A 13,589-nucleotide genomic window follows, 5' to 3' on the forward strand; every position below is an offset into this window, starting at 1 on the left:
GAGGAGGTGAAGTATGAGACGAAAGGGATATTTCCGTCGATGGTGGGAGCAGCGTTCAAGCGAATTATCGAATCTATTAAATCCCAAACAGTGGTTCTATGACCTTCTCGGTGGGAGTGCCAAGACATCCAGTGGGGTTAGGGTTACAAGCTCATCAGCTCTGTTGAATAGCAACGTTTATACTTGTGCATCGATCTTGGGCGGGGACATAGGAAAGCTGCCGATTCAGGTCTTTAAAAAGCGTGGGAGCGGGTTGGAAAAGGATGATTCCCACCCTGTTGCAAAGTTACTGGGAATCCGGCCTAACCCGCATATGAGCGCCTACACCTTTAAGGAGTTGCTTCAAGTACATTTGGTTGCTTGGGGAAATGCCTACGCGAATATCGAGTGGCACGAGAGCGGTCCCTATAACGGACAGCCAAAGGCGCTTTGGCCTCTCGATCCATCCAAAACCGATGTACACCTTGATCCGTTGACGGGCGAGTTATGGTATGCAACCACTCTGCCGAGTGGCGAGACAAGAAAAATTCGCGCTGCCGATATCTTGCATCTCAAGTCTATCAGTCGGGGCGGGTTAAAAGGCATCACGCCCATAGCCGTCATCCGTGAAGAGATCGGAGTCCAACAGGCTCAGAAGAAATTCCTTGGTTCCTTTTATGCAAACGGGACAACAACACGAGGCATCTTGAAAGTTCCAGGAAGTCTCGACAAACCAGCCAAGGACAAAATACGGGATGAATGGCAAAAGGTAAATTCGGGACTCAGTAACGCCCATCGCATTGCTATTCTTGATGCTGGTTTGGACTATCAAAGCTTGGGTATGAACCTGGATGATGCTCAGTTCATTGAAACGCATAAGTTCGGGATCGGTGAGGTAGCGAAAATCTATAAGATTCCACCACACAAGCTTGGCTTAATGGACAAAGCGACCTTCTCCAACATCGAACACCAGTCTCTGGAGTATGTGAAAAGCACCTTGCAACCGATCATTACGAATTGGGAGCAAGAGCTAATTTATAAACTGTTCACGGAAATGGAACGAAAACGGTACTATGTAAAATTTAATCTGACAACCGAACTTCGCGGCGATAGTAGTAGCCGGGCGCAGTTCTACAGAGAAATGATTGCGATGGGTGCTTATACCATAAACGAGGTACGCGAATTAGAGGAACGCTCCAGCATCGGGGAGCTGGGCGATAAGCATTTTGTTAGCTTGAACTATGTAAGTCTGGACAAGATGGACCAGTACCAATTGTTAAAAGCGGGCCTCGGTAGAGAGGCGCCGAAAGGAGGTGAGAGTGGTGGATAAAATAGAAGTCCGGTATTTGCCAGTCGAAAGCATTGAATTTCGTAGTACAGGCGAAGACGGATCAACGAATACCATTTCAGGATATGTCGTCAAGTTTAATCAGCGTAGTCATTTGATTTGGGGCGAGTTTTACGAGAAGGTAGCCAAAGGCGCTTTTGCTCGAAGCCTTTCCGAGAATGTAATCAAAGCCCTTTGGAATCATCGAAGCGACTTTGTATTAGGGTCTACGAAAAACCAAACCCTTCGACTTTGGGAAGATCACATCGGTTTACGTTTTGAGTGTGATTTGCCTAATAGCACATGGGGAAAGGATGCGGCTGAGTCCATCCAACGCGGGGATGTAGATGGAATGAGCTTTGGTTTTGGTGTCCGAAAAGATTCGTTTACATACTTGAAAGATGAGGATGTCTACGAACGGACGCTGATCGACATTGACTTACGCGAGGTGTCACCAACGCCATTCCCGGCGTATCCAGACAGTGAAGTGTCTCAGCGCAGCATCGATCAGTTGGGGATCACAACAAAAGAACAACGGAAACACGAAAAAGAAAAGTTGTTACTCGAAATCGACTTACTCAGCTTGAGCTGATAGTCGTTTTTTTATTGCCCAAATAAAAGGAGGTCCTACTCATGGACGAAAAAGAACGCGAACTACGCCAGCAACTGGCAGAAAAATTGGACGAAGCTCGTAGTTTTACCAGTGAAAACAAACTGGAAGAAGCTCGCTCTGCCGCAGATGCAGCAAAAAACCTACGGAAACAAATCGATTTACTCCAGGAGCTACGAGAAGTGGACACGCCTGCAACGACTGTTCCAGCAGCAACGCAAGAAGATGACCTTGGTCAAGAGATCGATTTGAAAAAAGAACATCGTAGTGCGTTTGACAAGTATCTCAAACATGGGAAAGATGCAGAGTTGACCGACGATGAAAAGCGTGCCTTTAAGGAAATGCAGATGCAGGCCCGATCCATGTCCGAAGGAGATAAGGCAGCGGGCGGTATTCTCGTACCGGAGGACATTTCCCAAGAGATCATCAAGCAGAAAAAGACAAAGCAGACCATTCGTAACTTGGTAGGGGTAAAGCCTGTAGGCACTCTGTCTGGCAGTCGAGCAAAGCGCCGTGGCACGAACCTACGTATGAATAATGTTGACGAGAAACAGCCAATCAAGAAAATGGAGACACCGCAATATGCGGAGGTCAAATACAAGGTGCATCGTTATGCAGGTATCTTTGAGGCGACGAATGATTTAATGGCAGACAGTGCGGTTGATATCTCAGAAGAATTGCGTGACTGGTATACCGAAATTTCTCTGAATACAGAGAACGATGAGGTATTTTACGGGATCGGTGGCGAGGATTCTTGTGAGGGAATCTTCGTAACCAACAAATACAAGACACTTCCTTGCACAGAGTTAGACATCAAAACCTTGCGGAAACTGAAAAACATGGTGGACAAGGGATATCGTAACGGAGCGAAGTGGGTCATGAATACTGCTGCAACCGAAGCGCTGGCAGATATGAAGTACGCTGACGGAAAGAGTGTCCTGGTTCCTGATCCAACCAAAGCAGACGTTTTCACGCTATTTAGTTACCCGGTAGAAGTTTTTGACGAAATCAAAAACGAGGGAACTACGAATCTCACTACCAAGATTGCCTTTGGTAACTTCGAGGCGGGTTACTACTTCTTTGATCGTAAGTCCCTGGAAGCGAAAACGACCGATGTTGGCGGGGATGCATTTGATAACGACACCACCTTGACACGGGTTATCCAACGTTTTGACGGTAAGCCTGCCAACGAAGACGCTATCGTAATCCTGACAGGCGTTCCGGTGAACGCATAAGGAGGAAATGCCGTGGGTTACCAGACAAAGAATCATTCGAGTCCTGACACACTGACCATTGGCGGCGTGCTGGAGATCGTAGGCGAAGGGAAAATTTTAAAAGATGGTGTTGAGATTGACCTTGGGGGTGGAGGCACTACAATTGCGGATGCTTCCATCACTACGGCAAAGCTCGCGAATGGGGCTGTCACCATTGCCAAGTTAGGAACGGATGCAACCAAGTCATTGAATGGAAAGTTGACTGCCACCAAAGCAGCAGCGCAGGCTGATAGTACAGCAACGGATGTCGCTGGACTGGTTGCAGATTTCAACGCATTACTCGCAAAATTACGGGCAGCAGGCATCATGACATAAGGGAGGCGGGATTTATGCTCGTCTCTCTTGAGCGTGCCAAAAAAGTTATGCAGATACCATCAGAAGATACAAGCATGGATGAAACACTTCTCCTTCTGATTGCGGCTGCTTCTCAAGCTATCGAGAACCATTGCAAGCGATCCTTCCGGAAGAAAGTTTATGTGGAAACGTTGAGCGGGCATGACTCCCTATATTTGAATCTTAGAAATTACCCCATTCATCACATCGAAGAGGTGCGGGCTGAAACGGTTCTAGCTGACTATAAGGAAATTGGGGACGGCAGACTGTATCGGGAGAAAGGATGGCCCATCGGAGAACACAATATCACTGTCACCTATTCAGGCGGCTACGTTTTACCAAGTGAAGCAACCAAAGCGGAGCCACGCACCTTGCCGGAAGGGATCGAGCTTGCTTGTCTTTTGTACATGCAGATGATTGGACGTAATCCTGGTGTCAAATCCGAGCGGGTGGGGGATATTTCCGTCACATATAACGATGATTCACAGGCGTTACCTGCTCCAGTAGCTGCCTTGCTGACGCCCTATGTGGGAAGGTGGGTGTAGAGGATGGCAGGGCCAAGGAGAACCAGAGCAAGACGGGCTAATGTTACCGTGACGGAGGCAACGATGATTCCGGCAATTCGTGCGAAGCTTCAAGAGCTGGCGACTAAAGAAGTATTAGTCGGCATGGAAGGAGACGCAGAGTTGGCCATGATTGCAGGGGTTCATGAGTATGGTAGCGCTAAAATGAAAATTCCGGCCCGTTCGTTTATTGGCGTGGGAAAAAAACGTGCATCAGCACCAATCAGCAAGCGTGTAAAATCAGGTGTTCAAGCGATTGCCGAAGATGCTGAATCTGTTCACACTTTGCTCAGAGACATCGGTGAAATTGGTTTAGATAGAGTCCTTAAACGGTTTGACAAAATCCGTCAGCCTGCTTTATCCCCACTTTATGCAGCGATCAAAGGCAACAAGAAAATTCTAATTCAGGATAAAGACTTACGTGATTCTCTCACGTACAAAATTGTTCGTAAGGGAGAGAGGACATGATCAACTTTCGATTCGCCCCCTTGCTCGCTCGCTATAACCATCCGTATCACCTCGTTAGAACCGCCTCAGGCGGCGTTTACGACCCGGATGGTGTTTGGATACCAGCCAAGGCGGAAAGAACGCCATATCAGGGCCATATTCAGCCTGTGAGTGCGAAACTGCAACAAGTAGAGGGTGGCAGATACACGGAAGAAGACCGAACGCTGTACACGACCACCAAGCACGCTGCTGGGGATCTGATTGAGTATCAGGGAAAACAATATACGGTCCATGCTTTAGAGGAGCGGGACTACAGCGATGTGAACAAGTACATCTTAAAGAAGGTGGTTTCCCGTGATTCCGTTTAAAGCCATCCGGTCAGCTCTTGTACAACCACTCTCAGCACATCTTTCTATGCCAGTTATCGATATGAACGGCGGCGGTGACATACCCGAACAAGCTTTTTTGACCTATGATTTCTCAGGGCCAGAAGATGCCCGTGGTTTTCCGATTGAATACCAAGAAGGCAATAACCTTCTACATGTAGAGACGGTTTCGTTTACCGTCTCTTTTTTGTCCTACGCAGACGATAAAGCAACCAGCATTGAGAATGCAATGAGGACGAGAGATTGGTTGAAGCGGGACGGGCGGGAGCTGTTGAAAGATCGCGTCAATGTGATCGTGTCTGAGATCAGCCCAATAGAAAACCGTGACATTCTGATCGGAGACGAGTGGGAGCGCAGACAAGGCTTTGACGTGACGTTTCGCACCATAGACGTGACATCTAGTGAATTTATTGCAATAGAAAAAGCAAATGTGAAAGGAGAGGATGGATTTGGCGGTTAAAAGCGATGTAATCGTAACGATTGATATTCAAAGGCCAACTCCAAAGCTGGGCTTTGGCAAAACGCTGATTATCGGCTCCAGCGCAACAGGGATGGACTACAAGACTTATTACGACCTAGAAGCCGTCCAGAAGGATTTCGCGCAGACTACGGAGGTATACAAAGCAGCATTTGCTTTGCTGAATCAGGGGGACAATTCGCCGTCTGAGATCGCCGTCATGCTGCATAAAACAGAAGGCGAAACCTTGGCTGACTTCTTACCAAAGATTTTTGAAAAAGATTGGTACTTTCTTGTTTCCACGAGCAGTCAGAAAACGAACATCCTGACGATTGCTGACGCTGTTGAGCAAAATAATTCTCGCCAATTCTTTGCCAGCTCGTCGAACCTCGAAGACTTGGCTGCAATCAAAGCAAAGAAGTACACACGAACCACGATGTTCTATCACACGACCACAGATAACTACCCGGAAGCAGCTTGGTTAGGAGCTTGCGCTTCTGCCGATGTAGGGAGTATCACATGGAAGTTCAAAACGCTTAAAGGCATTGACGTCCTCGATATTAGCACAACGGAGTTAATGGCCATTCATGGCGCGGGGGCAAACACCTATGTCACGAAAGCTGGGGATGATGTTACTAGCGAGGGGAAAACGGTATCTGGCGAATACATTGACATTATTCACGCTCGTGACTACTTGGTATTCAGTATCCAGTACGCCGTTCAAAAGCTGTTGAATCGATCACCTAAAGTACGATACGACAATACAGGCATTGCACAACTGGAAGCCGAGGTTAGAACCATCCTAAAACGAGCTGATCTGAATGGGATGATTGCTCATGACGATGACGGACAGGCTCTTTTTAGTACCCGATTCAAAGGCCGAGCAGAAACGGACCCAGCAGATCGCGAGAAACGACAGTATAACGAAGGTTCTTTCCGTTTTGAGCTATCAGGTGCGATCCACTCTGCAGCAATTAAAGGAACCATCGTACTGTAAAGGAGATGAGAGAAAATGAGTAAGGCAGCAACCTATGATCCGAATGATCTTGCAGTAATCATCAAAAGTGTTTACCTGACAGGGTTTTCGGAAGATATGGTCGAGATTGAAAAAGCGGAAAATAATTACGAGACGAAGGTAGGCGCCCAGGGGGATGTTGTTCGAACCAAAATTAACAACCCTTTGGCAACGATTAAAGTCACTTTACTTCCTAGTAGTCCGCAAGTGGCTTTCCTGGACAGACTCGCCAACTCAGGGGAGCTAGTGCCTGTGTCTGTCATTTACTCCGGTACACCAAAAGAAACGACAACGGTAACCGAAGCCTATGTTACGAAGCCTGCTACACGATCATACGGAAATGAAGCAGCAGACCGCGAGTATGAAATCCAGTGCCTTGATATCGATATGCAGTAATCACATATTCAAAAAAGAGGAGACGATCATAAATGAGTGCATTCAAACAAAAAACCTTCACATCAGAAGCAGGAAATACCTATGTTTTTCAGCATCCAGGAGTGCGAATGGTATCGAAAATCAATGATAGCAGCAAGAACAAACATGGAGTCGTGATGGAAGAGCGGCTATCCGAAGAAATTCTGAAACATGTGATTGTTCAACCCAACATGAAAATCGATGATTTTGGTGACTATCAGGAGTATCAAGAGACGATTAATGCTGCCTATGCCTTTATCTCGGGTGTAGACCAGGATAACGACCAACAAGCGGGTGACACGCATGATCGACAAGCAGGAAGCGAAGCGAAGAGCTAGGGAGCGCTGGTCATACTGGAGACTGCTTTTGTCTGATATGAAAATCACCTATAGCGATTTGGACAAGATGGATGAGGACGATATTGCCGAAGCAAACGCGGCGCTGGACATTCACAACGAGCAACAAAAAGAATTGAATAAGAAGTGAGCGTCCAACCGGGCGCTCTTTTTGTTGCTGAAAGGCAGGTGAAATAAGTGGGTGTAATCAGCAATTTAATGTTTGCTGTCGGTTTTAAGGTGTCGAATGGGGGATTACAAAATGCCCAAAACCAGATAGAGGAAACGAAAGCGGCAGTCATTGGTCTTGGTCTTGCAGCCGGAGTTGCATTGGCCGGATTTGGAATTGCGGCAGTCAATGCAGCATCCCAGTTTGAACAAGCCATGTCACAAGTACAAATGGCTACAGGTGCTGCCAATGATCAGATAACGGCTACAAAAGAAGTTGCAAAAGAGCTATATGCTCAGAACTTTGGGCAGGACTGGAACGATCTAGGCAGCGCTATTACTTCGGTTCACTCAATCACGGGACAAGCCGGGGACGCACTCAAAGAAACGACGAAAAATGCATTACTTATGCGGGATGCATTTAACCAAGAAGTGAACGAATCGGTGAAAACCGCCGACACAATGATGAAACAGTTCGGTATTACAAGCAATGATTCGTTCACCTTGCTTGCACAAGCCCAGCAAAAAGGGCTTGATAAGTCCGGTGACTTACTTGATACAGCGAATGAATATGCAAACCAGTTTAAAGCCCTTGGTTTCACAGCCGAGGAAATGTTCGACACGCTGGCAGCCGGCTCTCAAAATGGCGCATTTAACCTGGACAAAGTGGGTGACGCCGTCAAAGAGTTTAACATTCGGGCCAAAGATGGGTCGAAGGGAACGACAGAAGCGTTTCAAATGCTCGGATTAGACGCAGCTAAGATGGCACAGACATTCGCTCGGGGTGGGCCAGAAGCTAAAAAAGCATTCGATCAAGTCCTACAGATGATCGCTGCAATTGAAGACCCAGTACAAAGAAATACGGTAGGGGTAGCCCTATTAGGGACCCAATTTGAGGACTTGGAAGCTCCTATTATCGCTGCTATGGGAACAGCCCAAAAGCAATTTGATAAGACCAAGGACACCATGGACAAGCTCAATCAAGCCAAGGTTGATTCTCCGGGTCAAGCGCTGGCATTGATTGGACGACAAATTGAAACAGGCCTGATTATTCCAATTGGGCAGTTTCTGCTCCCGATCCTTATGGAAGCGTCGAAAGGGGTGGGCTTCTTCATTCAGCACATCGACGTGTTTGGACCAGCGATTGGTGGTATTGCGGCTATCATCATCGGCGCAATGGTTCCGGCTATGTGGGCAGCGGCTGTCGCTGGATGGGCCATGGTTGCTCCGTTTCTGCCAATCATTGCGATTGCTCTTCTTGTTGGAGCTGCTATAGCTGGTGTAATCCTGATTTTCAAGAATTGGGGGACTATCGGCCCGTGGCTGGCTCAAAAATGGCAAGCTTTCAAGACGTGGACGGTCAACATTTTTAATAGTATCGTTCAGTTCTTCAAGGCGTGGGGATCAACCATCTTGGTTATTCTTGGTGGTCCGGTTGTGTGGGCGGCAGCTCTGATCTATAAATATTGGGATCAGATTAAGGCTTTCACTGTTGCTATATTCGTCGGGATTTGGAATTACCTCACCAACACTTGGAACAACATCGTCACCACTGTTGCCAATGCCGGAACTACGATTTGGATGAAAATCCAGACCACATGGAACCAAGTTACCGGGTTTCTACAGGGAATCAATCTCTTCACCATCGGTCAAAACCTTATTCAAGGTATGATCGATGGAATCGGCTCGATGGCTGCCGCACTTATGGACAAGATGAAAGCCATTGGGGACGGCATCACCGATAAAATCAAGGCGATTCTGGGCATTCACTCGCCGTCTCGTGTCATGATGGAAGTCGGATACTTCACTGGGGAAGGCTTGGCTCAAGGGATTGAGAACACACAAGCGCGTGTCGCAGCCGCCTCCACAGGGCTTGCCGATGATGTAACAGCACCTTATGACTACGATATGCCAGCAGCAAAACTACCGCCAGCCAAAGCAGCAGGCGTAGAGCTGGGAGCGGGCGGCGGAACCATGAAAATGGAGGTTGTAATCAAACTCGATGTAACGGGTGGAGCTGACGCGAAACAGGCAGGTACAGCGATTGCAACCGAGTTAAAGCCTGCCTTACAAGAAATCATTCAGAGCGCCGCGCGTAGATTGGGCGTCTCTTTGGTGGTGGAACAAGCTTAATGGCAACAATTAACGGAATGTATGTCCTTGTTGAGAGTGAAGACCCAAAATTTGAAGTCGAAGTAACGGACCAGCCCGTCGAGAACGGCATAAATGTGAGTGATCACGTCCAACGAAAGCCGTACACAATGGACATTAGCGGCTTTATTGTGGGCGAAGACGCGGCACAGATACGAGAGAAAATAAAGACAATCTCCGAGAGTGGCGAGCTGGTCGAATTTCAGGGCCGGAATCTATTCTCCGGTCTGATTGTCTCTTTTTCTACCAACCACACCAACCGAGTAGCGAACGGATTTGCTTTTTCGCTTTCAATGAAAGAGATTCGTACCGCGAAATCCTCTTATGTAGAGACGTTACCCATGCCAATCAAAGCACAAGTCGCACCTGTTATCAGCGCGGGCAGGAAACAAACGAAGAAGAAGCAGGGAACGGCAACATCAAAGGTTGAAAAGGTAAAATTCAAGGTGGGCACTCCCTGGGCTGAGTAGGTGACACGATGGAATATCTTGATATTGAAAAAGGGCAGATACCGTATCGGTTTGAAATAACTCTTTCCAGTACGGTATTTACCTTCGAAGTGAATTACAACAGCGAATACGACTTTTTCACAGTCGATTTAGAACGAGATGGAGAGGTACTCGCAACCGGGGACAAACTGGTTTATGGAGAACCTCTTTTTTCGTATAGTGCGGACGAAAGATTCCCACAAGTAGAGATTATCCCCTATGACGAGGCAGGGATCACGCAGGAGGTTACTTGGTCCACGCTTAGCGAGACAGTCTTTTTGTATGTGTTTGAAAAGGGGGAGAACAATGGCTAATTTCGGCAGGGTGGTTGAAGTTATGATCAATAACATGTCTTTCTCAATGGACCACTACGCTATGGAGGGCACTATCCCCTTTGACAATGACTTGCTGCCAAACGAATCAGAAGTGAAGCTCTGGAATCTCTCAAAAGATACTCTCAGCCGGATCAAACGAAACGATGTGTTAATGATTAACGCCGGGTATCGTGGCGATGTAGGGGTTATCCTACACGGTTTTATTTCAAGAGTGAAGACGCAGCGCGAGGGAGTCGATACGGTTACAACGATAAACGTCTTGGACTCCCAAGACCTTTCCAGTAGAAAAGTGGAGGATGTCGCGTATGCACCTGGTACGCTTGCAAGCTACATTCTGAAAGAAATGGCGAAGCAATTGGGTCTACCCATCGCGCAATTTCAGCTTAATCAAGATTATCGATATGAAGAAGGATACACAGCCAGTGGTGAAGTGACAGAGATCATCAGCAAAGTGGCCACCGATTGCGGCACCAGCTCCTTCATCAACAAAGGGAAACTCTATGTCAGGAATTTGCGAAAAGGTGCCGATGATGTTTTTTCTTTGTCTGTCGATACGGGTCTGATTGGTACACTGGAACCGTTTGAGGACGACAATTTTAAGGGATATATGGTGCAATCACAACTACAATACCGGATTACGACTGCATCAGTGATTGACTTGAAAAGCAAAGATTTTACAGGCCGAATGCATGTGCGAAGTGGTAGTCATCGATTTAGTCGAACGGGTGACTTTATCACAGAAGCGGAGGCGATCTTACCATGAATGCAGACCCATCAGGCGACCTTGCCAAGTTGATTAAAACTGCCATAGCAGAGCAGCTTTCAAACATGGCGGTAGCTCAACCATGTAAGGTGATTTCGTTCGATGAACCGACCGGAATTGCGGTTGTGCAGCCTCTTATACAACTGACTGACAAGCCTCCTTCGCCCATTCAGACAGTTCCAATATTGGGCCATAAATATCGAACGGAGAGCGGAGTCATTAAGCGTGAGAGGCACATCCTGGAGCCGGGGGATACGGTTTATATCGTTTGTGCCGATAGGCAAATTAAAGACGCAATGAAAGGCCAATCCGGAAAGCCTAGCAGCCCCCGAATCCATGACAAAAACGATGCGGTTATTGTGGGGGTGTTTCCATGCAGTCTTTGAAATTAGTGAATGGCGACTTGGTGTTTGACGACAGCGGGGATATGGTGATGATCGACGGGGAAGAAGAGGTCGCGCAATGTGTCGCGTGTGTCCTTGGCACAAACAAGGGTGAATGGTTCCTCAATCCAGACTTAGGAATAAAATTCCGGTCATTCCTGGATAAGAAGCAGTCGGAAGAAGAAATGAGAGAGCAAATACGTCAAGGACTCTTTCAGGAGCCGAGAATCCGAACCGTCGAATCCATTGATTTTAACGTGGACCAGAAAGCAAGAACAATCGAGGTGCGTTTTGTAGCGACCGCTGTAACAGGTGAGACAATCGCAGAGGCGGTGAGAGTGAATGTTGGATGAAAAGGGTTTTAAGCGGAAACGATTTGCTGATCTTTTTGCAGAGATGGAAGCCAAAGCCAAAGAAGCTTTCGGGGAGAAAGTGAACACATCGGATAGGTCGCCTCTTGGGATCATCTTACGGATGTTTGCATGGTTTTTGTCCAAGCTTTGGCAAAGCACAGAAGATGTCTACAATAGCGCTTATCCAAATACGGCCCAAGGAGCAAGCTTGTATCGACTTGGGCCGTATGCAGGCATTCGGCGTCTAACCGCTGGGAAAGCAGTTGGGGTGTTATCCCTCACAGGGACACCAAACTACACAGAGGTCAGTGGTTTTAAGGTGTCTGACGGCAGAATCGTTTTCGAGACGATAGAACCTGTGGCTCTTGGAAGTGATGGAAAAGGGACAGCTAAAATTCGCGCCATGGAAGCAGGCTCAATGGGCAACCTTCCAGCAGGTACGATCACAACTGTTGTCAATCCAAACGGCGATATTACAAGTGTGACAAATCTCCTGCCAACGACGAGAGGGCGTGATTTAGAAACGGAAAGGGAGTTTCGGGATCGTTTCTCTATATCAACAGAAGGGCGCGGAAAAGGAACCATTCCGGCTATTCGCAAGGCATTGATGGAGGTTCCTGGCGTTCGAGCTGCTGCCGTTGTGGAGAATTATACGAATGTAACTGATAGTGCTGGTAGACCGAGCAAATCAATAGAGGCGTATGTCCTTGGTGGCGACAAATACGATATCGGTCAGACCATTTTCGAAAATAAAGGCGGCGGTATCGAGCCATACGGGACCCAAACCGTTACCGTAAAAGACGATGCTGGCGTTAGTCATATAATGAGATTTAGTTATGCAACGGAAGTATACATCCACCTGAGAATTACGGTTTCAACATTGAATAATTTCCTAGCCAACGGACCAGCACTCATCAAAACGGAAGCTATTAAGTATTTGGGCGGCGAAGATGAGGACGGGACCATTTACACTGGCTTGAACATGGGAATGAATGTTGTTCATTCCGCTCTTGTGTCATTACGAACAAGGGTAGAGGGCATCGAAGATTTGAAAGTGGAAATGAGCAAGGATGGAATCTCGTGGACGCAAGAAAACATTGAGATTGCACCCTACGAAGTGGCTCAGACATCCCATGACAAGATCAGCGTGGTGATTCAATCTTGATAACCGCCAAAGGGATCGTCAGTAAGCTAACCGATGTTTTTACAAAGAATCCGAACAGTAATATTGGAAAACTCCTGTCTATTCTTGCGGATCAATTACGGCAACTGGAGGAAACGCACGATCGCATTAGCGCATGGCGGGATATCGACGAGGCAAAGGGGACAACCCTAGACAAAATAGGAACCATCGTCAATCAACCACGGGGCGTTGCGACCGACGAGGTTTACCGTATTTTAATCAAATCAAAAATTGCGCGGAACCTTTCGACTGGAGATATCAATACGATTATTCAAGTGTTGTCGGTTGCGCTGAATACCGATCCGAGCGAAGTTCAAATCAAAGAGGCGTGGAGTGATCCGGTTGAGCCTGAACCTGCAGCTCTCAGTGTCATTCAGCTCCCTCTTGAATCGATCAATAAATCCGGTCTATCCCCGAGACAGTTTGCTCGTATGGTACAGAAAACGGTACTTGCTGGGGTGCGGGTAAGGGAAATTGAGTTAGCAGGAACGTTTCAGTTTGCAAGTGGTAGTGAAACAGAGGTAGATGAAAAAAGCGGCTTCGCTAATTTAGAAGGCACAGTTGGGGGAACTCTTGGATATGCGTACACACCTGCAGATGACCCTGATTTACCGATTTAAGGGAG

19 protein-coding genes are annotated in these 13,589 nt (G+C 47.3%); all 19 read left to right on the plus strand.

The features are described from left to right. Positions 1 to 13 precede the first annotated feature (13 nt). Positions 14 to 1,309: a phage portal protein gene (locus tag POF51_RS13345; RefSeq protein WP_271755584.1), complete on the plus strand. Its 1,296-nt coding sequence runs from the start codon at positions 14 to 16 to the stop codon at positions 1,307 to 1,309. Continuing rightward, positions 1,302 to 1,898, plus strand: a complete 597-nt coding sequence (locus POF51_RS13350) for an HK97 family phage prohead protease (protein WP_271755585.1) — start codon at positions 1,302 to 1,304, stop codon at positions 1,896 to 1,898. Before POF51_RS13345 ends, POF51_RS13350 begins: the two co-directional genes overlap by 8 nt. A 41-nt stretch (positions 1,899 to 1,939) precedes the next feature. Continuing rightward, positions 1,940 to 3,151, plus strand: a complete 1,212-nt coding sequence (locus POF51_RS13355; RefSeq protein ID WP_271755586.1) for a phage major capsid protein — start codon at positions 1,940 to 1,942, stop codon at positions 3,149 to 3,151. Between the two features lie 12 nt (positions 3,152 to 3,163). Further along, on the plus strand, positions 3,164 to 3,505 hold the full coding sequence (locus tag POF51_RS32185) for a head fiber protein (RefSeq protein ID WP_442869547.1): 342 nt from the start codon (positions 3,164 to 3,166) through the stop codon (positions 3,503 to 3,505). A 14-nt stretch (positions 3,506 to 3,519) separates the two neighbouring features. Continuing rightward, positions 3,520 to 4,068 (plus strand): phage head-tail connector protein, encoded by a 549-nt coding sequence (locus POF51_RS13365; RefSeq protein WP_271755587.1) that lies wholly within the window; start codon positions 3,520 to 3,522, stop codon positions 4,066 to 4,068. Between the two features lie 63 nt (positions 4,069 to 4,131). Continuing rightward, the gene (locus POF51_RS13370; protein ID WP_271755588.1) at positions 4,132 to 4,554 is read left to right on the plus strand and encodes a hypothetical protein; all 423 of its coding nucleotides are present in this window, start codon (positions 4,132 to 4,134) and stop codon (positions 4,552 to 4,554) included. Continuing rightward, on the plus strand, positions 4,551 to 4,901 hold the full coding sequence (locus tag POF51_RS13375) for a hypothetical protein (RefSeq protein WP_271755589.1): 351 nt from the start codon (positions 4,551 to 4,553) through the stop codon (positions 4,899 to 4,901). The genes POF51_RS13370 and POF51_RS13375 overlap by 4 nt, the downstream gene beginning before the upstream one ends. After that, positions 4,888 to 5,379, plus strand: coding sequence for a phage neck terminator protein (locus POF51_RS13380; RefSeq protein WP_271755590.1), 492 nt, complete (start codon positions 4,888 to 4,890; stop codon positions 5,377 to 5,379). Before POF51_RS13375 ends, POF51_RS13380 begins: the two co-directional genes overlap by 14 nt. Further along, the gene (locus tag POF51_RS13385; protein ID WP_271755591.1) at positions 5,363 to 6,373 is read left to right on the plus strand and encodes a DUF3383 family protein; all 1,011 of its coding nucleotides are present in this window, start codon (positions 5,363 to 5,365) and stop codon (positions 6,371 to 6,373) included. Before POF51_RS13380 ends, POF51_RS13385 begins: the two co-directional genes overlap by 17 nt. Before the next feature lie 15 nt (positions 6,374 to 6,388). Continuing rightward, on the plus strand, positions 6,389 to 6,787 hold the full coding sequence (locus POF51_RS13390; protein ID WP_271755592.1) for a phage structural protein: 399 nt from the start codon (positions 6,389 to 6,391) through the stop codon (positions 6,785 to 6,787). Between the two features lie 32 nt (positions 6,788 to 6,819). Next, complete coding sequence (locus tag POF51_RS13395; protein WP_271755593.1) at positions 6,820 to 7,143, plus strand: hypothetical protein; 324 nt, start codon at positions 6,820 to 6,822, stop codon at positions 7,141 to 7,143. A 195-nt stretch (positions 7,144 to 7,338) separates the two neighbouring features. Beyond that, positions 7,339 to 9,441 carry a phage tail tape measure protein gene (locus POF51_RS13400; protein WP_271755594.1) on the plus strand — a complete coding sequence of 701 codons (2,103 nt, stop codon included), beginning with the start codon at positions 7,339 to 7,341 and terminating at the stop codon, positions 9,439 to 9,441. Beyond that, complete coding sequence (locus tag POF51_RS13405; protein ID WP_271755595.1) at positions 9,441 to 9,929, plus strand: phage baseplate protein; 489 nt, start codon at positions 9,441 to 9,443, stop codon at positions 9,927 to 9,929. Before POF51_RS13400 ends, POF51_RS13405 begins: the two co-directional genes overlap by 1 nt. A gap of 8 nt (positions 9,930 to 9,937) precedes the next feature. Beyond that, positions 9,938 to 10,261, plus strand: coding sequence for a phage baseplate plug family protein (locus POF51_RS13410; protein ID WP_271755596.1), 324 nt, complete (start codon positions 9,938 to 9,940; stop codon positions 10,259 to 10,261). Then, positions 10,254 to 11,045: a phage protein gene (locus POF51_RS13415; RefSeq protein ID WP_442869549.1), complete on the plus strand. Its 792-nt coding sequence runs from the start codon at positions 10,254 to 10,256 to the stop codon at positions 11,043 to 11,045. Before POF51_RS13410 ends, POF51_RS13415 begins: the two co-directional genes overlap by 8 nt. After that, positions 11,042 to 11,431 carry a Gp138 family membrane-puncturing spike protein gene (locus POF51_RS13420; protein WP_271755598.1) on the plus strand — a complete coding sequence of 130 codons (390 nt, stop codon included), beginning with the start codon at positions 11,042 to 11,044 and terminating at the stop codon, positions 11,429 to 11,431. The genes POF51_RS13415 and POF51_RS13420 overlap by 4 nt, the downstream gene beginning before the upstream one ends. After that, on the plus strand, positions 11,419 to 11,781 hold the full coding sequence (locus POF51_RS13425) for a DUF2634 domain-containing protein (protein ID WP_271755599.1): 363 nt from the start codon (positions 11,419 to 11,421) through the stop codon (positions 11,779 to 11,781). Before POF51_RS13420 ends, POF51_RS13425 begins: the two co-directional genes overlap by 13 nt. Then, a complete protein-coding gene (locus POF51_RS13430) occupies positions 11,771 to 12,946 on the plus strand; it encodes a baseplate J/gp47 family protein (RefSeq protein ID WP_271755600.1) in 1,176 nt (391 codons plus the stop codon). Before POF51_RS13425 ends, POF51_RS13430 begins: the two co-directional genes overlap by 11 nt. After that, positions 12,943 to 13,584 (plus strand): hypothetical protein, encoded by a 642-nt coding sequence (locus POF51_RS13435; protein ID WP_271755601.1) that lies wholly within the window; start codon positions 12,943 to 12,945, stop codon positions 13,582 to 13,584. The genes POF51_RS13430 and POF51_RS13435 overlap by 4 nt, the downstream gene beginning before the upstream one ends. The last annotated feature ends 5 nt before the right edge of the window (positions 13,585 to 13,589 follow it).

Source organism: Brevibacillus sp. AG (assembly GCF_028369215.1).
GTDB classification, from domain to species: Bacteria; Bacillota; Bacilli; order Brevibacillales; family Brevibacillaceae; genus Brevibacillus; species Brevibacillus porteri.

Excerpts from the sequence above, each read along its gene's own strand:
- POF51_RS13415 (WP_442869549.1), top strand. The coding sequence starts at position 10,254 with ATGGCTAATTTCGGCAGGGTGGTTGAAGTTATGATCAATAACATGTCT.
- POF51_RS13390 (WP_271755592.1), top strand. The coding sequence starts at position 6,389 with ATGAGTAAGGCAGCAACCTATGATCCGAATGATCTTGCAGTAATCATC.
- POF51_RS13345 (WP_271755584.1), top strand. The coding sequence starts at position 14 with ATGAGACGAAAGGGATATTTCCGTCGATGGTGGGAGCAGCGTTCAAGC.
- POF51_RS13405 (WP_271755595.1), top strand. The coding sequence starts at position 9,441 with ATGGCAACAATTAACGGAATGTATGTCCTTGTTGAGAGTGAAGACCCA.
- POF51_RS13395 (WP_271755593.1), top strand. The coding sequence starts at position 6,820 with ATGAGTGCATTCAAACAAAAAACCTTCACATCAGAAGCAGGAAATACC.
- POF51_RS13420 (WP_271755598.1), top strand. The coding sequence starts at position 11,042 with ATGAATGCAGACCCATCAGGCGACCTTGCCAAGTTGATTAAAACTGCC.
- POF51_RS13385 (WP_271755591.1), top strand. The coding sequence starts at position 5,363 with ATGGATTTGGCGGTTAAAAGCGATGTAATCGTAACGATTGATATTCAA.
- POF51_RS13370 (WP_271755588.1), top strand. The coding sequence starts at position 4,132 with ATGATTCCGGCAATTCGTGCGAAGCTTCAAGAGCTGGCGACTAAAGAA.
- POF51_RS13410 (WP_271755596.1), top strand. The coding sequence starts at position 9,938 with ATGGAATATCTTGATATTGAAAAAGGGCAGATACCGTATCGGTTTGAA.
- POF51_RS13365 (WP_271755587.1), top strand. The coding sequence starts at position 3,520 with ATGCTCGTCTCTCTTGAGCGTGCCAAAAAAGTTATGCAGATACCATCA.
- POF51_RS13430 (WP_271755600.1), top strand. The coding sequence starts at position 11,771 with ATGTTGGATGAAAAGGGTTTTAAGCGGAAACGATTTGCTGATCTTTTT.
- POF51_RS13375 (WP_271755589.1), top strand. The coding sequence starts at position 4,551 with ATGATCAACTTTCGATTCGCCCCCTTGCTCGCTCGCTATAACCATCCG.
- POF51_RS13425 (WP_271755599.1), top strand. The coding sequence starts at position 11,419 with ATGCAGTCTTTGAAATTAGTGAATGGCGACTTGGTGTTTGACGACAGC.
- POF51_RS13355 (WP_271755586.1), top strand. The coding sequence starts at position 1,940 with ATGGACGAAAAAGAACGCGAACTACGCCAGCAACTGGCAGAAAAATTG.